The organism is Pantoea sp. BRR-3P (assembly GCF_039621635.1).
Classification (GTDB): domain Bacteria; phylum Pseudomonadota; class Gammaproteobacteria; order Enterobacterales; family Enterobacteriaceae; genus Pantoea; species Pantoea floridensis.
The window spans coordinates 774,105-793,475 of record NZ_CP155066.1; the positions used below are offsets into that span (position 1 = coordinate 774,105).

18 protein-coding genes and 5 tRNA genes are annotated in these 19,371 nt (G+C 48.2%); 19 read left to right on the top strand and 4 right to left on the bottom strand.

Annotated elements, in window-relative coordinates; translation table 11 throughout:
* Nucleotides 1-69: 69 nt before the first annotated feature.
* Entirely contained in the window at nucleotides 70-756 is a 687-nt protein-coding gene (locus AAGR08_RS03485; RefSeq protein ID WP_097096296.1) for a hypothetical protein, read from the bottom strand.
* Nucleotides 757-907: 151 nt separating this feature from the next.
* On the opposite strand from AAGR08_RS03485, the gene AAGR08_RS03490 reads away from it, so the two are divergent.
* Both AAGR08_RS03490 and AAGR08_RS03495 read left to right on the top strand, forming a co-directional pair.
* The gene (locus AAGR08_RS03490) at nucleotides 908-1,666 is read left to right on the top strand and encodes an alpha/beta hydrolase (protein WP_097096297.1); all 759 of its coding nucleotides are present in this window, start codon (nucleotides 908-910) and stop codon (nucleotides 1,664-1,666) included.
* A gap of 218 nt (nucleotides 1,667-1,884) precedes the next feature.
* Nucleotides 1,885-2,286 carry a hypothetical protein gene (locus tag AAGR08_RS03495; protein ID WP_097096298.1) on the top strand — a complete coding sequence of 134 codons (402 nt, stop codon included), beginning with the start codon at nucleotides 1,885-1,887 and terminating at the stop codon, nucleotides 2,284-2,286.
* 808 nt (nucleotides 2,287-3,094) lie between these two features.
* On the opposite strand, the gene AAGR08_RS03500 is transcribed toward AAGR08_RS03495, so the two are convergent.
* Nucleotides 3,095-4,036 carry a fimbrial protein gene (locus AAGR08_RS03500; protein ID WP_345828552.1) on the bottom strand — a complete coding sequence of 314 codons (942 nt, stop codon included), beginning with the start codon at nucleotides 4,034-4,036 and terminating at the stop codon, nucleotides 3,095-3,097.
* 450 nt (nucleotides 4,037-4,486) lie between these two features.
* On the opposite strand from AAGR08_RS03500, the gene mltB reads away from it, so the two are divergent.
* On the top strand, nucleotides 4,487-5,569 hold the full coding sequence (mltB, locus tag AAGR08_RS03505) for a lytic murein transglycosylase B (protein WP_097096300.1): 1,083 nt from the start codon (nucleotides 4,487-4,489) through the stop codon (nucleotides 5,567-5,569).
* An 85-nt stretch (nucleotides 5,570-5,654) separates the two neighbouring features.
* Nucleotides 5,655-5,990: a zinc ribbon domain-containing protein YjdM gene (locus tag AAGR08_RS03510; RefSeq protein WP_345828553.1), complete on the top strand. Its 336-nt coding sequence runs from the start codon at nucleotides 5,655-5,657 to the stop codon at nucleotides 5,988-5,990.
* Nucleotides 5,991-6,022: 32 nt separating this feature from the next.
* On the opposite strand, the gene AAGR08_RS03515 is transcribed toward AAGR08_RS03510, so the two are convergent.
* Entirely contained in the window at nucleotides 6,023-6,910 is an 888-nt protein-coding gene (locus AAGR08_RS03515) for a dihydrodipicolinate synthase family protein (protein ID WP_097096302.1), read from the bottom strand.
* A gap of 164 nt (nucleotides 6,911-7,074) precedes the next feature.
* Here AAGR08_RS03515 and tam point away from each other — a divergent pair, with 164 nt between their 5' ends.
* The 15 genes from tam (at nucleotide 7,075) to luxS (ending at nucleotide 18,019) form a co-directional block, all read left to right on the top strand.
* On the top strand, nucleotides 7,075-7,851 hold the full coding sequence (tam, locus tag AAGR08_RS03520) for a trans-aconitate 2-methyltransferase (RefSeq protein WP_345828554.1): 777 nt from the start codon (nucleotides 7,075-7,077) through the stop codon (nucleotides 7,849-7,851).
* Nucleotides 7,852-7,953: 102 nt separating this feature from the next.
* The gene (gene pncC / locus AAGR08_RS03525) at nucleotides 7,954-8,448 is read left to right on the top strand and encodes a nicotinamide-nucleotide amidase (RefSeq protein ID WP_345828556.1); all 495 of its coding nucleotides are present in this window, start codon (nucleotides 7,954-7,956) and stop codon (nucleotides 8,446-8,448) included.
* A 92-nt stretch (nucleotides 8,449-8,540) separates the two neighbouring features.
* Nucleotides 8,541-9,611, top strand: coding sequence for a recombinase RecA (gene recA, locus AAGR08_RS03530; RefSeq protein WP_345828557.1), 1,071 nt, complete (start codon nucleotides 8,541-8,543; stop codon nucleotides 9,609-9,611).
* Nucleotides 9,612-9,727: 116 nt separating this feature from the next.
* A complete protein-coding gene (locus AAGR08_RS03535; protein ID WP_345828558.1) occupies nucleotides 9,728-10,243 on the top strand; it encodes a regulatory protein RecX in 516 nt (171 codons plus the stop codon).
* A gap of 135 nt (nucleotides 10,244-10,378) precedes the next feature.
* The gene (gene alaS, locus AAGR08_RS03540) at nucleotides 10,379-13,006 is read left to right on the top strand and encodes an alanine--tRNA ligase (RefSeq protein WP_345828559.1); all 2,628 of its coding nucleotides are present in this window, start codon (nucleotides 10,379-10,381) and stop codon (nucleotides 13,004-13,006) included.
* A 249-nt stretch (nucleotides 13,007-13,255) separates the two neighbouring features.
* The gene (gene csrA / locus AAGR08_RS03545) at nucleotides 13,256-13,441 is read left to right on the top strand and encodes a carbon storage regulator CsrA (protein ID WP_004155916.1); all 186 of its coding nucleotides are present in this window, start codon (nucleotides 13,256-13,258) and stop codon (nucleotides 13,439-13,441) included.
* A gap of 315 nt (nucleotides 13,442-13,756) precedes the next feature.
* Nucleotides 13,757-13,849: transfer RNA gene (locus AAGR08_RS03550), tRNA-Ser, on the top strand.
* A gap of 8 nt (nucleotides 13,850-13,857) precedes the next feature.
* Nucleotides 13,858-13,934 (top strand) — tRNA-Arg (locus AAGR08_RS03555).
* A gap of 85 nt (nucleotides 13,935-14,019) precedes the next feature.
* Nucleotides 14,020-14,096: transfer RNA gene (locus AAGR08_RS03560), tRNA-Arg, on the top strand.
* 190 nt (nucleotides 14,097-14,286) lie between these two features.
* Nucleotides 14,287-14,363 (top strand) — tRNA-Arg (locus AAGR08_RS03565).
* A gap of 44 nt (nucleotides 14,364-14,407) precedes the next feature.
* Nucleotides 14,408-14,484: transfer RNA gene (locus tag AAGR08_RS03570), tRNA-Arg, on the top strand.
* A 241-nt stretch (nucleotides 14,485-14,725) separates the two neighbouring features.
* Nucleotides 14,726-15,292 carry a fructose-1-phosphate/6-phosphogluconate phosphatase gene (gene yqaB, locus AAGR08_RS03575; protein WP_097096307.1) on the top strand — a complete coding sequence of 189 codons (567 nt, stop codon included), beginning with the start codon at nucleotides 14,726-14,728 and terminating at the stop codon, nucleotides 15,290-15,292.
* Entirely contained in the window at nucleotides 15,289-15,717 is a 429-nt protein-coding gene (locus AAGR08_RS03580) for a YqaA family protein (protein WP_345828578.1), read from the top strand. The genes yqaB and AAGR08_RS03580 overlap by 4 nt, the downstream gene beginning before the upstream one ends.
* A 31-nt stretch (nucleotides 15,718-15,748) precedes the next feature.
* Entirely contained in the window at nucleotides 15,749-17,353 is a 1,605-nt protein-coding gene (gshA, locus tag AAGR08_RS03585; protein WP_097096309.1) for a glutamate--cysteine ligase, read from the top strand.
* Between the two features lie 150 nt (nucleotides 17,354-17,503).
* Nucleotides 17,504-18,019 carry an S-ribosylhomocysteine lyase gene (gene luxS / locus AAGR08_RS03590; RefSeq protein ID WP_097096310.1) on the top strand — a complete coding sequence of 172 codons (516 nt, stop codon included), beginning with the start codon at nucleotides 17,504-17,506 and terminating at the stop codon, nucleotides 18,017-18,019.
* A 64-nt stretch (nucleotides 18,020-18,083) separates the two neighbouring features.
* Here the strand turns inward: luxS and AAGR08_RS03595 are convergent, their stop codons facing one another.
* Nucleotides 18,084-19,370 carry an HlyC/CorC family transporter gene (locus AAGR08_RS03595; RefSeq protein WP_345828580.1) on the bottom strand — a complete coding sequence of 429 codons (1,287 nt, stop codon included), beginning with the start codon at nucleotides 19,368-19,370 and terminating at the stop codon, nucleotides 18,084-18,086.
* Nucleotide 19,371: the final 1 nt, after the last annotated feature.

Here is a 19,371-nt window from a genome sequence, read left to right on the forward strand (position 1 = left end):
TTTATTGCTATGGCTGTAGTTTGTGTGATGAGGATCTCACTACGATCCTCATCATTAATATTTTTTCAACTAAATAATATTTACAGGCTTGTCCCAGTCATATCGAGTCAGCACAAGTTTGATTTTACCTTCAATTTCACCATATCTTTTTTCTGAGTGTGAAAGGAAATACTCTCTAATGAGTGGTGGCAATTTATTAGATTTATATCTCAATATAGTCGTATGCCAGAAGTCAGGGGGTAGGGCTTTACCCAGATATCGATCCTGTAACTTTAACTGCCAGTCAGAACTCATAAGATCATCCCAAAATATTTTTCGCAGGTTGATTGAGTTACTATCAGGGATTCCAGCCAATAATAACTGATTAGGCAATGCTACAAGCTGAAGCTCTTTCACTTTAAGCTCGTTATTTCTTATGGTAAGGCTGAACCGTTCTGTCAGATCGGCAATTTCAGAAATGTCATTATAGGCTTCATAGATGGACTGAGTTATAGCGAGGAAAGTCATGTGAAAATTTTCTTCGCTCATAACCTCTGCTAACGGATCATTATCAACGAGTAATTTAACATCAGATAACAGTGCTTTTATTTGCGGGTTTAATTCGGGCTGAATACCACTTGTCAGAGCTAACAGTTTTTCAGGATAGAACATCACACCCTTTTCATTAAAGTGATTTTCTAGTTCCAGTAACCATTCATGAATAGTTTCCTGAGAACGATTAGTGTATATGTTCTGAAGGTAGTTATCATTGTCCAATGTCTGCTCCCTAAAAAATGAATTTTCAAAACATGGTTAATATTAATTAACAGATTATATGTTTGACTGAACATTGCTTTGTTCTAAGTTTAGACTAAAATTTCTCTGTCTAATTAGAAATTAAAAAAACAGGTTCAGTAAGAGGTTACAAATGCTTAGCTTCACTCGTCAGGGGAATCAGGAAGGACCGACATTAGTTTTTATGCATTATCTTGGTGGTTCTGCTAACACCTGGACTCCTGCAATTAACAATCTCAAACATGATTACGATTGTATTGCTTTTGATATGCCCGGTTTTGGTAACTCTGGGGCCTTAAAAGATATGAGTATTCAATCGCAGGCTAAAACTGTGTGGGAAAATATTCGTGATCTTAAGATAAAAAAACCGTTCCTGATTGGTCACTCAATGTCTGGTAAAATCGCGGCCATTATTTCTTTACAGTTCCCCGATGCAATTAGTGGACTTATTCTCGTTGCTCCATCACCACTTACTCCACAGCCTATGACTGTCCAGCAATACCTGCAACAGAAAGAATGGACGGGAAGTTCAGAAGAAGCCAAAGCATTTGTAGACGGTGCATGTTCACAGCCGTTGAAACCGGAATTAAAAGAACTCGCTATTGAAGACACCCTACGAGCTGACTGTAAAGCATTTCATAAATGGGCTGATAATGGAAGTCAGGAGGATTATGAAGGTGTCTTTGATAAAGTTAAATTACCAGTTAAGTTAATAATTGGTAATGATGATAGAAGTGTTCCTAATATCACCGAACAAATCAAAAGGACTTTGGTGTACTTCAATCCTTATTCTTTTAAAATTATAGAAGATTGTGGGCATCTCTTACCTTTAGAATGCCCTAAGGAACTTTGCAAAGAAATAGATATTTTTGTGAGTTTGATTTATAAGTGATTTTTTTTGGCAAATTTTCAGGTGGTTGATTTAAAAACTATTAATATTTGCCTTAAAAATTCCTTTCTGAAATTTTTAGCTTTTTGATAGGGGTAGTTCTTACTAAGTGAGAATAAAATAAATTTCAACTATTTTAAGTAATGATAATTTTCAGATGACAATTATAGTATTGACATGTTTATAATTTGTGTTAAATAAAAATAAAAAAGGAGAGTTAAATGAAAGGTGAAATAGCTTTAGAAAAAGAAAGTTTATCCTTAGAAGGTGCTAAGGTGTTTTTAGCAAAGATTCATAATGATTTGCAGGCATTCCTTGAGAAAATCAATATAATTGAGGACTATGAAATGTACCCTGCTGAGGATGTTGTTTATATCATGCTCAGAGATTTTTACAACTCGGAAGAGTGTTTAAAGCTTTTTACTATTGTTCATGGTTTTGAATTGACCGAACTTGCCGAATATAAAAGTGTTGATTGGTGGTTCTTATCTTCTTTAGTATTCGATGTAGATATTGATAAAGTTAGAGGTATTATAGAAAAAAAGATTGCTGAAGAAGAAAAGATTAAAATAAAATCGATTGTTGTTAGTGAAGAAGATGTAAGTATCAGAAAAAGGATCTGATATATATTTTGAAGACTCTTTATACCCTGTAAGCATTATGTCTCTTAACATAAAACATGAGTTTTAGGGTTTATTTTGCACTGTTTGAAGTTTTTCTTAGCAAAATCCATTCAAAATAAGTATTCCTTAGGTAGCTCAGCAGTAATTACCTCCATTTATTTTTTTTATAATCATTTAGTTATCAACTCATTCTTAATACTGCTGCATCATGGGCGTGTGGATGGCCAGATCCTTGTCAATAGACTCTTTCATAATACCCTAACTTGTTTTATTGATTTCAGGTGCACGTAATGGCTAACCATAAGCTTTTGATTTAACTTCCTAAAATCGAAATTTTATCTCTAAAGTATCCAGGTTACTTTGCAGAAGAGTGCCTGGTGGTGCTGAACGGATGGAGGCAAAAGTAAGTGAAAATCATCATCATGGCCGACTGCGGTCAAAATGCGACCGGTTAACATCAAACCAGAAATGATTACCATTAGCCGTATCTTATCACTGACAACAACTGAGTTTCACCAGCGGGATTGAGGATAGAGGGATGTGTTACCCAAACGGCCTGGCCCTTCTCTCGATGCATATCCAGCGGGAAAGACGTTAACAGAGTAACCACCGGAAATGCATCGGATTTTGCTAGTTTTGGTCACGCACGCGAGGCGGCTCGCAAGATTACACGCTTGTCTAAGCAATCACTTCGGAACGGGAGTAGAGGTGAATGACTTACCTATCAAAATGGGCTAGTTGTTGTATCTTTCCCGGCAGGTAACGCAAAAAGTGGGAGGATAGTAATCTTGCTTGGGGTTTGGTCGCCTCAATTATAGGCCATAGTAAATGTTGCGTTGGCATTGGCGGTTCCGCCATCAATAGGGTCGCTGAGCTGATAATAGCGAGCAATCAAAGGCACACTAAAGTTTCCCGCTCTAGTCACCGTGCCGAAATCTACTGGCGAACCCAATTTTATAGGTGTTGTACCTTTTAATAACTGAATGCCAATCCCTTTCGCCTGATCTTCACCTGCATTTAAGGCTAAGACACTAGCTGGACCAGCGATGGGGCCATCAAGCGTAACGCTGACTCTGACATTTTCATCACAGTCGAGGTCAATATTAAACCCTTTCGGTTTTGCTGTGGTTCCAACGCCCTTAAAGTCTAAACTACTTACATTAGCGAGTTTGACATCAATTACGGTGTTTTTTACGCTGCAAGCAACAGGAATGATTTTATTGCTGCCGGTTAAGGATAATGAGGTGTAATATCTTGGATCAGTCACACTCAGCGCCCGACCAATTTCCCCCGTTGTAATTTCACCTGCTCCAACCGAGTTAGCACTCGTTTTGACTAGTTCAACCAGGTAACTTTGTAAATAGAACGGAGTGTCTGCCTCACCATTTTCTTCAAAAGGATATGCCCATCCATCGTGTCCTGACTGCTTAATTCTGATCCCAATACCGTTAATGTTAGTATTGAATACCCGATTGCCATAAGAGCTAAGCGTATTGAAAAGCACAGTTCTTCCTCCCCAGATCCACGCCGTAGTGCATACAAACACATTATTCTTTGAACCTGCTACATACTCAGACGCAACAATGTGCCCAACCGGTGCGTCGCGGGGGACATATATATCACCAAAATTTACTGAGGTTTTTACCGGTCCGGTGTGGCCGGGCATCCATTTACAAACGGCTAAAGCTGAGTCTGAGATTATTAATAATGTCACCAGAATAAAATAGAACAGTGAGATTCTCGTTTTCATTTTGTTCCCTGGTTATCCTTCTTACCTATCATTTTTTTGATTTTTTAAATGTTACTTCCAAAAACAAAAGTGACATTAAATACTATTCTTTTTGCCGCGCATAAATCTGCTATTGCTACACTCTTCATTCTAAAATCAGCGCTGAGTGCTGTTGAAGATAATTGCCTGTAATATTTTAAGGCTGCCGCTGTAGATAGTTTAAATTCTTTTCCGTTTTAGCGGCAACAGGGGGATGTCCTGGGTTTGCGTGGGAAAATGCTTAAGTTTTGAGTGTAAAAAAATCAGCTCTTCCTGCTCGAGGTAGCAAGAATCGCGGATATGGCATACATGATTATTGCAATCCTCTAAAACGGCGAAAAAATGACACCTTTTTAAGACATAGCTCTGTATCCCTCTCCGATGAACGATTACCATTAGTGATTACGTTTTCACTTGGCTTATGGATATCCAATGCGTTTTAAGGTTGCTCTTCTCCCGCTTATTATTCTGCTCGCTGCCTGCAGCAGTAAGCCTGCATCCCATCAGCAACCCGCCGTTGTTCCTGCACCAAAAGGCGGTTTCTTACTTGAGCCTTCACATGCTGTTCAACCCATGTTTGGCGATTTTGCCGGTAACCCTGCCGCCGAGCAGTTTATCGACCAAATGGTGGCAAAACATGGCTTTAACCGTGAACAACTGCATGCCGTTATTGGCCAGGCGAAGCGATTGGATTACGTGTTACGTCTGATGGATCAGCAGGCCCCGAGCTATACGCCGCCAACCGGTCCAAATGGCGCGTGGATACGCTATCGCAATAAATTCATTACGCCGGATAACGTGCAGAATGGCGTGGCATTCTGGAATCAGTATCAGGATGCGCTCCAACGCGCCCAGCAGGTTTACGGCGTACCGCCAGAAATCATTGTCGGCATTATTGGCGTGGAAACACGTTGGGGCAGGGTGATGGGTAAAACGCGTCTGCTAGATGCACTAGCAACGCTGTCATTCAGCTATCCACGTCGTGCGGCCTACTTTAGCAGCGAACTGGAGACCTTCCTGCTGATGGCGCGCACAGAACAAGATGATCCGCTGGATCTACGCGGCTCATTTGCCGGGGCGATGGGCTATGGGCAGTTTATGCCGTCTTCATATAAAGAGTATGCCGTCGACTTTAATGGCGACGGACATATCAATCTTTGGGATCCGGTTGATGCGATTGGCAGCGTAGCTAATTACTTCAAAGAACATGGCTGGCGTGCGGGCGAAAACGTAGCGGTGCCCGCCAGCGGTCAGGCTCCGGCACTTGAGAATGGTTTTAAAACCCGCTACCCGGTAAGCACATTAGCCGCAAGTGGTTTAACGCCGCAGGGCTCCCTGGACGGAAACAATCAGGTTAGCTTATTGCGTTTAGATCTCGGCACCAGTTATCAATATTGGTATGGCCTGCCTAACTTTTACGCCATCACGCGCTATAACCACAGTACGCACTATGCCATGGCGGTGTGGCAGCTGGGTGAAGCCGTCGCGAAAGCGCGCCAGGGCAACATGTTTTAATGCTGTCCATGTAAAGTGTATGGGTATAAGATGGCGCCCCTTTTGCGGTGCCATCTTCACCGCATCCGACTTCTGAGGAGCGCTTATGAGTACCGTACCTGCTTGCCCTGTCTGCCAGGCTGATTACACCTGGCAAGATGGCGATAACCTGAATTGCCCATCTTGTGGACATATCTGGACCGCAAATGCCGATGATGCAGCGGAGGCTTTAGTGGTCCGCGATGCGAATGGCAACCTGTTAGTGGATGGCGATAGCGTTACCGTGGTCAAAGATCTTAAGGTTAAAGGCAGCTCGTCCACGCTGAAAATTGGTACCAAAGTAAAAAGCATTCGCTTAGTCGAAGGCGATCATAATATTGATTGCAAAATTGATGGCTTTGGTCCGATGAAACTCAAATCTGAGTTTGTGAAAAAGAACTAATGACAGGACGGCACTGCGCCGTCCTGCCTGTTTCAACTCAGCAAACGATCCACGTCCTCGCACTGTTCCGCTGTCAGCTCGCCACCATAATTGCGCGAGTAAGCGTTCATGGAGCCAAATCGGCGAGCAACGGCAGTTTTAATGGTGGTAACAAAATCATCACCAATGCTGTAAATCGCCATCAGTTTTCCGATGTGCTGTTGGATCTCACAGAGCTGTGCTAAATCGTCCGCGCGCCAGGCCTGCATCGCGCGAGCAAACAGTTCGGGCACAATATTATTCAATCCTGAAATCACCCCGGATCCGCCCGCTAAAAGATTGGGCAGTAAATATTCGTCGTAGCCGGAAAGCACGGTGAAATCGCTGCGCACCTTTTTCGTTTCTTCAATTAACGCACGGTTGTGCGACAAACAATCCATAGTGTCTTTAATACCGATAAAATTAGGCAACTCTGCCGCCAGTTCCGCCACCAGGTTAGGCGTTAAATCGCAGCCGGTGCGTGCAGGAAAATTATAGGCAAACCATTTGCCGCCTAACTGTTTATCCAGAGCTTTGAAATAGCTCAGCAGCTGTTTCTGTGTCTGCCCATAATAATAGGGGGGTAACACCATCACAGCATCAAACCCGCTTTGCCAGGCGGCATTTGCTAGCTGCAACATATCCGGGATGCAGGTGCTTGAGACATTGGCCACCATCGTCAGCGGCGAAAGTTGTCTCGCTTCGCGTATCAGTAATAGCCGCTCCTGCTGAGTAAGCGATGCAAACTCGCCAATGCTGCCCATCAACAGCAGGGTATCAATACCCGATTGACTGAGACGTGAAAAGTGTCGCCCGAGCGCATCCATATCCAGATTATTGTTGCTGTCAAAGGGCGTCACTGATGGACACCATACGCCGGTTAATACAGGTTGCGCAGACATAGCTATCTCCACCATAAAAATGAAACATTGTTTTAATTTAATGTTATCTACGTACGCTAACCAGTCGGCGGGGCCAAAAAGGTGAGGTATCGCACTTTTCTCTTTCTATTCTGAAGAGAAAAGCAGGTAGTGTGTGCCTCTTCAGCCAAGACAGGAGCATTGCCATGCAAGACTGGAATCCACAGTTGTATCGTCAATTCGAATCTGAGCGTACGCGTCCGGCGCGAGAGCTATTGGAGCGTATACCGCACACAGATGTGCGCTTTGCTGTCGATCTCGGCTGCGGCCCTGGAAACAGTACGGAGTTGTTGACCCACGCCTGGCCGAATGCGCAGATAACCGGCATTGACAGCTCTGAAGCGATGTTGGTGCAGGCACGTGAGCGGCTACCAAATTGCCATTTTCAGCAGGCGGATATTCGCACCTGGCAAGCCGAGCAACCGCAGCAGGTCATCTATGCAAACGCTTCATTACAGTGGTTAACCGATCACCCTACGTTACTGCCACATCAGGTGAACCAGCTGGCCGTCGGTGGCGTATTGGCTATTCAAATGCCCGACAATCTTGAAGAACCATCACACCGCTTGATGCGTGAAGTCGCTGCGAGTGAAAAATGGCAGGGGCTGATTTCGCCGCAGGCGGCCGACCGCAAACGGCTGCTTACCACCGATCGCTATTACGATCTGTTAACTGATGCGGGCTGTCAGGTTGATATCTGGCGTACGACCTATTATCACCTGATGGCGGATACGCAGGGCATCATTACCTGGTTGCGCGCCACCGGGCTACGACCTTTCCTCTCGGCGCTGGATGAAGCGCAGCAAGCTGCCTTTCTCCATGATTACCATCAGGCACTGATTCCTGCCTATCCTGTTCGCAATGATGGCCGGGTTTTGCTGGCTTTCCCGCGACTGTTTATGGTTGCAGTGAAAACCCGTTAAGGTAACTGGAAGCGAGTGCGCAGAATTGGTCGATCAAGGTTGAAAAGGGCTTTTCGGCGCACCATTTACTGCTAACGTTAAGCGCCACACCGGGAGAAGCCAATGAACGATGAACAGTTACAGCACTTAAGTCGCCACATTGGCGAGCAGTTGAAGAGACGTAAGGCCACGGTAACCGCGGCGGAATCGTGTACCGGGGGCTGGATTGCCAAAGTGTTTACTGACATTAGCGGAAGCTCCGCCTGGTTTGAGCGCGGTTTCGTGACGTACAGTAATGAAGCTAAGCAGCAGATGGTGGGCGTACATCGTACGACATTAGAGCAGTATGGCGCCGTTAGCGAACAAACTGTGCGTGAAATGGCAAGCGGCGCCAGACAGGCAGCGTCGGCAGAATACGCAATTTCTGTCAGTGGCATTGCGGGACCGGATGGCGGCTCTGTCGATAAACCAGTGGGTACCGTCTGGTTTGCTATTGCGGGTCCAGAGGGGCGCGTATTAGCGCAGCGTAAGATCTTTGCCGGTGACCGGGATGCAGTACGTCGTCAGTCAGTAGCTTGGGCGCTACAAACACTTCTTGATGAATTTCTGACAAATTAAACTTGATACTGTATGACCATACAGTATAATTAGCAGCAACAGAACGAGCGACATACTTGATGTCGGCTCACCCAGTATGATTAGGAGTAGAAATGGCGATCGACGAGAATAAACAGAAGGCTTTAGCTGCCGCACTGGGCCAGATTGAGAAGCAATTTGGTAAAGGCTCCATCATGCGCTTGGGTGAAGACCGCTCAATGGATGTCGAAACCATCTCTACGGGTTCACTGTCACTGGATATCGCGCTTGGCGCGGGTGGCTTGCCGATGGGACGTATCGTTGAGATTTACGGACCAGAATCTTCAGGCAAAACTACGCTGACCCTGCAGGTTATTGCTGCCGCGCAGCGCAAAGGCAAAACCTGCGCCTTTATCGATGCTGAACACGCGCTGGATCCCGTGTATGCAAAAAAACTGGGTGTCGATATCGACAACCTGCTGTGCTCGCAGCCGGACACCGGCGAGCAAGCGCTGGAGATCTGTGATGCGCTGGCACGCTCAGGTGCGGTTGACGTGATCATCGTCGACTCCGTGGCAGCACTGACGCCGAAAGCGGAAATTGAAGGCGAGATCGGTGATTCGCATATGGGTCTGGCCGCGCGTATGATGAGCCAGGCGATGCGTAAGCTGGCCGGTAACCTGAAGCAGTCCAACACGCTGCTGATCTTCATAAACCAGATTCGTATGAAAATTGGTGTGATGTTCGGTAACCCAGAAACCACAACCGGTGGTAATGCACTGAAATTCTACGCCTCTGTCCGCTTGGATATCCGCCGCATCGGTGCGATCAAAGAGGGCGATGAAGTGGTGGGTAGCGAAACCCGCGTGAAAGTCGTGAAGAACAAAATTGCGGCACCGTTTAAGCAGGCTGAATTCCAGATCATGTACGGCGAAGGTATTAACACCTTTGGTGAATTGGTGGATCTTGGCGTGAAACACAAACTGGTTGAAAAAGCCGGTGCGTGGTACAGCTATAACGGTGAGAAAATTGGTCAAGGTAAAGCGAACTCAACCAACTTCCTCAAAGAGAATCCGGCGATCGCTAATGAAATCGACAAGAAGTTACGTGACTTGCTGTTGAGCGGAGATGCCGCGGCGGCAGAGACTGCGACTATCTCTGCTGAGGATCGCGAAGAAGCTAGCGAAACCAACGAAGATTTCTAAAATAACAACGGGAGCAGAAATGCTCCCGTTTTGCTTTTCCCCCGCCAGCGCTTTTCCTCCTCGTCTTCTTGCTTTACCCTGCGACCCTGCACGACGGTTAGAACAAGGTTGATCACATGTCATCATCATCATCAGCGGCACCTGCACCAACATATTCCCGTTTACTCGACCGTGCCATGCGCATTCTTGCGCATCGTGACCATAGCCGCGAAGAGTTGAAGCGTAAACTTCAGCTCTCTTCCCAACGCGCCGCTTACCTACAGCAGCAAGAAAACATACCGATTCCAGAAGAGTTACTGGAGAAAGTTCTCGACTGGTGTCAGGAAAGCGGATGGTTAAACGACCAGCGCTTTACTGAACGCTTCATTCAAAGCCGTGCCCGCAAGGGGTATGGTCCTCAGCGCGTCCGGATGGAGCTGCAGCAAAAAGGGATCGACCGGGACGAGATTAACCAGGCTCTATTTGATACAGAGGTTGACTGGAGCCAGTGTGCTGCCGATCTCGCCAGGCGCAAGTTTGGCGAGCCATTGCCCCAAACCTGGGCTGAGAAAAGCAAAGTGCAGCGCTTTTTAATGTCAAAAGGCTTTATGATGGAAGATATTCAGGCTGTTTTCAGAAATAGTGACGACTGAAAGGCGATGTGATTTTACTTCCCACTGAAGAAAATTTATCTTATTCCCACTTTTTGTTCCTCAATCAGCGGCAGGCCGGATGGATGTGGTTTGTCTGCGAAAGGGAACGTTCGTTAGCGTGATTCCAGGAATTTTATGAGCAAGAGCACTGCTGAGATCCGTCAAGCGTTTCTCGATTTTTTTCATAGCAAGGGGCATCAGGTTGTAGCTAGTAGCTCCCTCGTGCCAAACAACGATCCGACGTTGCTGTTTACCAATGCCGGAATGGTCCAGTTTAAAGACGTTTTCCTCGGGCAGGACAAGCGCGACTATAGTCGTGCAACTACGTCCCAACGTTGTGTACGTGCCGGTGGCAAGCATAACGATTTAGAAAACGTGGGCTACACGGCGCGTCACCACACCTTCTTTGAAATGTTGGGCAACTTCAGCTTTGGCGATTACTTCAAGAAAGAGGCGATCGCTTATGCATGGGAACTGCTGACGGGTGAGCAGTGGTTTAAGCTGCCAAAAGAGCGTCTCTGGGTGACCGTCTATGAAACTGACGATGAAGCCTTTGAAATTTGGGCCAACGATATTGGTGTACCGCGTGAGCGTATTATCCGTATCGGTGACAACAAAGGCAGCGCCTACGCATCTGATAATTTCTGGCAGATGGGCGACACTGGCCCTTGTGGCCCGTGTACCGAGATTTTCTACGATCATGGCGATCATATCTGGGGTGGCCCTCCGGGCAGCCCGGAAGAGGATGGCGATCGTTACATCGAGATCTGGAACATCGTCTTTATGCAGTTTAACCGTCAGGCCGACGGTACCATGCAGCCGCTGCCAAAACCTTCCGTCGATACCGGTATGGGGCTGGAGCGTATTGCTGCGGTGTTGCAGCACGTTAACTCCAACTACGAAATCGACCTTTTTGCCAAATTGATCAAATCCGTTGCGCAGGTGACTGGTGCGACCGATCTGGATAATAAGTCGCTGCGCGTTATTGCTGACCATATTCGCTCTTGCGCCTTCCTGATCGCCGATGGTGTGATCCCGTCGAATGAAAACCGCGGCTATGTATTGCGTCGTATCATTCGTCGCGCAGTGCGTCATGGCAACATGCTGGGGGCGAAAGATGCTTTCTTTTACAAGCTGGTAGCGCCATTGATTGAAGTGATGGGCGCAGCGGGTGAAGATCTGAAGCGTCAGCAGAAGCATGTTGAAAATGCGCTGAAAAATGAAGAAGAGCAGTTTGCTAAAACTCTGGAGCGTGGACTGGCGCTGCTGGATGATGAACTGGCGAAATTGCAGGGCGATACGCTTGACGGCGAAACGGTCTTCCGTTTGTACGATACCTTCGGCTTCCCGGCGGATCTGACGGCTGATGTGTGCCGCGAACGCAATCTGAAGATCGATGAAGCGGGCTTTGAAGCGGCAATGGAACAACAACGCCAGCGCGCGCGTGAAGCCAGTGGTTTTGGTGCTGACTACAACAATGTTATCCGCATTGACGCTGCGACCAACTTTAAAGGTTATGACCATCTGGAACTGAATGCTGTTGTTCAAGCGCTGTTCGTTGATGGCCAGCAAGTTGAGCAGATTGACGCAGGCCAGGATGCGGTTGTCGTTCTCGAGGAAACGCCATTTTACGGCGAGTCGGGTGGACAGGTTGGCGATACCGGCGTGCTGACTGGGCAGAATGCTGAATTTAGCGTTCAGGATACGCAGAAGTATGGTAAAGCAATTGGTCATATCGGTAAGCTGAGCCACGGTCAATTACGCGTTGGCGATCGTTTACATGCGCAGGTTGATGAAGCTCGCCGCGCACGCATTCGACTGAACCACTCTGCCACGCACTTGCTGCATGCTGCGCTGCGTCAGGTTTTAGGTGACCACGTTGGACAGAAAGGCTCACTGGTTAACGACAAGTATCTGCGTTTCGACTTCTCGCATTTTGAGGCGATGAAGCCGCAGGAAATCCGTCAGGTTGAGGATATTGTCAATGCGCAGATTCGCCGCAACCTTGCGGTTGAAACGGAGATCATGGACCTCGACGACGCGAAACAGAAAGGCGCAATGGCGCTGTTTGGCGAGAAATATGATCAGCGCGTCCGTGTGCTGACCATGGGCGATTTCTCTACCGAGCTGTGTGGTGGTATCCACGCACTTCGTACCGGTGATATCGGTCTGTTCCGTATTCAGTCTGAATCGGGTACTGCGGCCGGTGTACGTCGTATCGAAGCCGTAACGGGTGAAGGCGCACTGGCGCAAATTAATGCGCAGAGCCAACAGCTGCAGGATGTCGCGCAGCTGGTGAAGGCCAACAGCAGTAATCTCAACGAGAAAGTGCGCGGCCTGGTTGATCACGTCCGCGCGCTGGAAAAAGAGTTACAACAACTTCGCGATCAGCAAGCAGCGCAGGAAAGCGCTTCACTGAGCAGCAAAGCAGTTGAAATTAAAGGCACTAAGTTGTTAGTGAAAGAACTGAGCAATGTTGAGCCAAAAATGTTGCGTACCATGGTTGACGATCTGAAAAACCAGTTAGGTTCTGCCATTATCGTGCTGGCAACCGTTGATGAAGGAAAAGTTTCACTGATTGCTGGCGTGACCAAAGATCTTACTGACCGCGTAAAAGCTGGCGAACTGGTGGGCGAACTGGCTTCTAAGGTTGGCGGTAAAGGCGGTGGTCGTCCAGATATGGCTCAGGCAGGCGGAACCGATCCGCAGGCGCTGGCTGGCGCGCTGGCTGGCGTGCAGGAATGGGTCAGTAACCGACTGTAACGTATAAAACTTCGCATTGTGATAAGCGCCAGAAGCCCGTTTTCTGGCGCTTTTTTAACGCGGTGCGCACCAGGTAATGACAAAGTCCGGTTGATGTAGTGTATTTCGGCTAAACTAACTATCAGCAGAATGTATTGGCATGGCGAAGCACAATGGTGTATTTGTCATAGGCATTGTTCAGCGTTATATGATGGATACGGCCGGGAGACCGAACAAGCCCGACTCTTTTAATCTTTCAAGGAGCAAAGAATGCTTATTCTAACTCGTCGAGTTGGTGAAACCCTCATGATTGGCGATGAGGTGACTGTAACGGTGCTGGGTGTTAAGGGTAACCAAGTCCGCATTGGTGTTAACGCGCCTAAAGAAGTTTCGGTTCATCGCGAAGAGATCTATCAGCGTATTCAAGCCGAAAAAACTCAGCAAACGAGTTACTAACGGATTCAGCGCCTCGCTAATCAGCGAGGCGCTACCGGTTTCCTCTATCTTTCTGCCTTTTCTCTCTCTTTCTCTCTCATCTTCCTTTCGCGTTCCTGAATGTCTTTGTTCCCATTTTATTATCTGTAACGTCCTTTCTTTGTTGATAAATCACTCTTTTTGTCGTCAAAACATCCGAATTGAGTGTCATTTGTGCAATCAAACAAATGGCTGGAAATAAATGTTTGACTTATAAGTCCGGGAAAGTAATATGTGCGCCACGCAGTGCCGATGAGCAGAAACAAGTTCAGAAGCACGGTTCGGAAGAACGCGTAAGGTGAGGTGGCCGAGAGGCTGAAGGCGCTCCCCTGCTAAGGGAGTATGCGGTCAAAAGCTGCATCCGGGGTTCGAATCCCCGCCTCACCGCCATTTCCGATGCATCCATAGCTCAGCTGGATAGAGTACTCGGCTACGAACCGAGCGGTCGGAGGTTCGAATCCTCCTGGATGCACCATTCGGAAAGATGAAGTAAGAGTGAACGAGCAGTTCCTTTCATGGTGAGTTGTTAGCACCCTGCGTTGTACAAGAATTAATTCGATGCATCCATAGCTCAGCTGGATAGAGTACTCGGCTACGAACCGAGCGGTCGGAGGTTCGAATCCTCCTGGATGCACCATATTCTCGAATATGGAAAAGTGCCTCAGTGTGTCATGGCGTGATAAACGTTCAGTAAACACTAAGGAGGATAACGTTGCTTCAGCAACGGCCCGAAGGGCGAGGCGATAGCCGAGTAATCCTCCTGGATGCACCATTCTTCGTATCATCCTCAGGTTGTTTCAGTTAGTCCATCGTAAGAAAACCTCAATGCATCCATAGCTCAGCTGGATAGAGTACTCGGCTACGAACCGAGCGGTCGGAGGTTCGAATCCTCCTGGATGCACCATTCCTCTTCAAACCTCTCAAAATTTTCTTCAGCGGTAACTCGATGCATCCATAGCTCAGCTGGATAGAGTACTCGGCTACGAACCGAGCGGTCGGAGGTTCGAATCCTCCTGGATGCACCATCTCTTCTTCGATACCTTTCTGTTTTTGACTCTCAGTTTCTGAATCCTGCGGCAATCAAATCAACTTGTAAAAAAATCGCTGAATTAACCGGCGTTTATCTTCGGCATTGCACTCTGACCTTTTTCCTAAAACGAAAAATGCTAATGCTTTCAAAGCATTTGCGGTTAAGCGCGCCTGGCGACAACCTGAGCGCATTACGCTAAAGTAATGGCTCATTTTGTGGTACTCGACGGAGTGACAATGTACGACCAATATGACGCCCTGATTTTCGATATGGACGGCACCATTCTCGATACTGAGCCGACACATCGAAAAGCTTGGCAGCAGGTGTTGAGCCGCTATGGTTTCACCATGGATGAAGAAAAAATGGTGGGTTTCAACGGTGCGCCAACCTGGCAACTGGCGCAGTTCATTGTTGAGCAGAATAATGCCAGTCACGATCCACATCTGCTGGCGGCGGAAAAAACCGCTGCACTGAAAGCAATGCTGTTGGATGATGTGCGCCCGCTTCCGTTGATGGACGTCGTCAAGGCTTATCATGGTCGTCGTCCGATGGCGGTAGGCACCGGCAGCGAGCACAGTCTGGCGAAAGCACTGCTTGAAGAGTTAGGTGTTTACCACCTGTTTGATGCGGTTGTCGGGGCTGATGACGTACAGCGTCATAAACCGCAACCGGATACCTTTTTACGCTGCGCCGAATTGATGGGTATCGCGCCCGAGCGCTGTGTGGTGTTTGAGGATGCTGACTTTGGCGTACAAGCCGCTAAAGCAGCAGGCATGGACGTGGTTGATGTCCGTTTACTGTGAATGAATTCCTGACCTATGGATCGTTATTCGGCAGTAGCTTTCTGAGCGCAACCCTGTTACCGGGAAGCTCGGAAGCGGTGCTGGTAGCACTGCTGATCGCTCAAAAGGGCTCGGTTTATGGATTGTTATTGGCCGCATCAGTGGGAAACACGCTGGGTGGCCTGACCAACATTCTTCTTGGTCGCCTGATGCCGCTTAAAAAGCAAGGGCGATGGCACGACACAGCAATGACGTGGTTACACCGATTGGGACCTGCAGCACTGATGTTTAGCTGGCTGCCGGTAGTGGGCGACTTACTTTGCGTGCTTGCAGGTTGGTTACGCTTTGCCTGGCTGCCTTCGGTGCTGTTCCTCACCATCGGTAAAACGCTGCGTTATATCGTTATAGCGACTGCCACCTTACAAACTTTGCAATGGTGGCATTGATTCGCACAGATTCGAGGCTACGGTTAACATTATGCTGAACAAAAATAAATTATTCACACAGCGGGAGGTTAATGTGATCCCGGACGTATCAAAGGCGCTTTCCTGGCTGGAAGCGCATCCTGACGCGTTAAAGGGTATCGGCCGTGGTATTGAGCGCGAATCATTACGCGTCAAGCCCGATGGTCACCTGGCAACGACAGGACATCCTGAGTCACTCGGTTCCGCGCTCAAGCACGATTGGATTACCACCGATTTTGCTGAAACGCTGATGGAGTTCATCACGCCAGTTGATCAGGACATCGATCGATCGCTGGCCTTCCTGCGTGATATTCACCGTCATGTGGCGCGTGAATTGGGCGAGGAACGTTTGTGGCCGTTTAGCATGCCTGGCTACATTGATGACGTTAATAGCATTGAGCTAGCGCAGTATGGCAGCTCTAATATCGGCAAAATGAAAACGTTGTATCGACAGGGGCTTAAAAACCGTTACAGCGCGCTAATGCAGATCATCTCTGGCGTGCATTACAACTTTTCGCTGCCGCTGTCGTTCTGGCAGGAATGGGCGGATGTGAAAGATGCAGAAAGCGGTAAAGAGACCATCTCTGCTGGCTATCTGCGCTTAATTCGCAACTATTATCGCTTTGGCTGGGTGATTCCGTATCTGTTTGGTGCCTCACCGGCAATCTGCTCCTCTTTCCTGCAGGGGCGTGAAAGTACGTTGCCGTTTGAAACTGATGGCAAGGGGACGTTGTGGCTACCTCACGCTACGTCATTGCGCTTAAGCGATCTGGGTTACACCAATAAATCGCAGAGCGGATTAGGCATCACCTTCAACTCGCTGGAAGGCTACGTAGCGGCTCTGAAAGCAGCGATTAAAACGCCGTCGGAAGAGTATGCGGCGATGGGCACCAAAGATGCCGAAGGCAACTGGCTACAGCTGAATACCAATGTGCTGCAGATTGAAAATGAGCTGTATGCGCCGATTCGTCCGAAACGCGTGACGCGTTCAGGCGAGGCACCGTCCGATGCGTTGCTGCGCGGCGGTATCGAATACATAGAAGTGCGCTCACTTGATATCAACCCATTCTCCGCAATCGGTGTAGATGCCGATCAGGCACGTTTCCTCGATCTGTTCCTGATTTGGTGTACGCTGGCCGATGCGCCAGAAATGAGTTCAGATGAGCTTCTGTGTACGCGTAATAACTGGAATCGCGTCGTGATGGAAGGGCGTAAGCCGGGTCAGGTTATTGCTGTGGGCTGTAGCGAAACAGAACACACGCTGGTTGAAGTGGGCAAGGCTCTGTTTGCCGATCTGCGTCGTGTGGCGGAAGTCCTCGACAGCAATCATGGCAACACGCAATATCAACAGGTTTGCGATCAACTGGTGGCATCATTTGACGATCCTGAGCTAACCTATTCGGCACGCATCCTTCATGCCATCAAAGAAAACGGTTTGACCGGCGCAGGCGTGGCATTGGCGGAACAATATCGTCATCTGTTGTGCGAGGAGTCGCTAGAAATTCTTACTGAAGATGATTTTAGTCGTCAGGCGCGGGAATCGGTACAGGCACAAGAGAAGCTGGAAGAGAGCGATACGCTGGATTTCGAAAGCTACCTTGCAGGTCGCGAAGGCTAGAAAAGAAAATGGCCACATCAATGTGGCCAAAATTAACATCTCTGTTGTCAGGGATGATGATAACAAATGCGCGTCTTTCATATATTCAGACGTTGGGCGAACAGAAAAGTTTCATCGTTTTAAAAAAAATTCCAAAACAGGAGGTGACGTATGCCACTACTGGATAGTTTTACTGTTGATCACACCATCATGGGCGCACCCGCAGTGCGCGTAGCAAAAACCATGAAGACTCCGCATGGCGATACCATCACCGTTTTCGACCTGCGTTTCTGCCGTCCGAATATCGACATTCTGACTGAGCGTGGCATTCATACGCTGGAGCATCTGTTTGCCGGCTTTATGCGTAATCACCTGAATGGTGATGGCGTAGAAATCGTTGATATCTCGCCAATGGGCTGCCGCACCGGTTTCTACATGAGCCTGATTGGTACGCCTGACGAGCAGCGCGTGGCAAAAGCCTGGAAAGGCGCGATGGAAGATGTTCTGAAGGTTAAAGAGCAGAGCCAGATTCCTGAACTGAACGAATACCAATGCGGTAGCTACAAGCTGCACTCACTGGATGAAGCGCAGCAGATCGCGCGCAATGTGCTGGCTCACGACATTGGCGTGAACCGCAACGAAGATCTGAAGCTGCCGGCTGAGAAGTTGAAAGAGCTGCACATTTAGTTGAAATGGTGCTTATGCACAATGAAAAACGCCGCGATTATCGCGGCGTTTTTGTTTGCTGACTTCAGGATCCAATGGAGGATTTCAGCGCATGATGCGGCGTGATGCGTATCTGCTTAACCATGTTGTCCTGCACATCGAGGATATCAATATCGTAAGCACCTAGCGTAACGCGCGTATCGACCAGCGGAATCTCTTCCAGCGCTTCCAGCAGCATGCCGTTAATGGTGCGGGCATCCTCTTCCGGCAATGTCCAGTTGAAGGCTTTATTGATTTCACGCACGTTGGCGCTGCCTTCAATGATAACGGAGCCGTCATTCTGCGGCATCACCTCTTCGGCGAGAGACGGCGACATTGAAGTGGTGAAATCGCCCACGATCTCTTCCAGAATGTCTTCAATGGTCACTAATCCTTTGATATCACCATATTCATCCACGACAAGACCGACTTTCTTCTTATTACGCTGAAATTTTACCAGCTGTACGTTAAGCGGCGTGCCTTCAGGCACATAGTAAATTTCATCGGCAGCACGCAACAGACGATCTTTGTTGAACTCTTTTTTCTCGGTCATCATGCGCCATGCTTCACGTACGCGCAGCATGCCGACGCAATCGTCCAGTGAATCGCGGAACAGAACGATGCGTCCATGTGGCGAATGACTAAGTTGACGCACAATGGATTTCCAGTCGTCATTAACGTTGATGCCGACGATTTCATTGCGTGGCACCATAATGTCGTCCACGCTGACTTTCTCCAGATCGAGTACTGAGAGCAGCATGTCCTGATTGCGACGCGACATCAGCGAGCGTGACTCATGCACAATGGTGCGCAGCTCTTCTTTGCTGAGCGCTGAATTGATTGAACCATCGGTTTTAATGCCCACCATACGCATTAAAATCCTGGTGATGGTATTCAGCAGCCACACCAGCGGCAGCATCACATATTGCAGTGGCGCCAGTAACACACTGCTTGGATAGGCCACCTTCTCTGGATAAAGCGCAGCAATCGTCTTCGGCAGCACTTCAGCAAATACCAGCACCACAAACGTCAGGATACCGGTAGCAATCGCTACGCCAGCATCGCCATACAGGCGCATACCAACAATAGTGCCGAGAGCGGAAGCGAGGATATTGACGAGGTTGTTGCCGATTAAAACCAGGCTGATCAGGCGATCGGGGCGACGCAGTAATTTTTCCACACGGCGTGCGCCGCGGTTACCGCTTTTCGCTTTATGGCGCAGTTTGTAACGGTTGAGCGTCATCATACCGGTCTCTGAACCGGAGAAATACGCAGAGACCAGCACCATGATGACCAGCGTAATGATCAGCGTGGTGGTTGAAACGTGTTCCAAC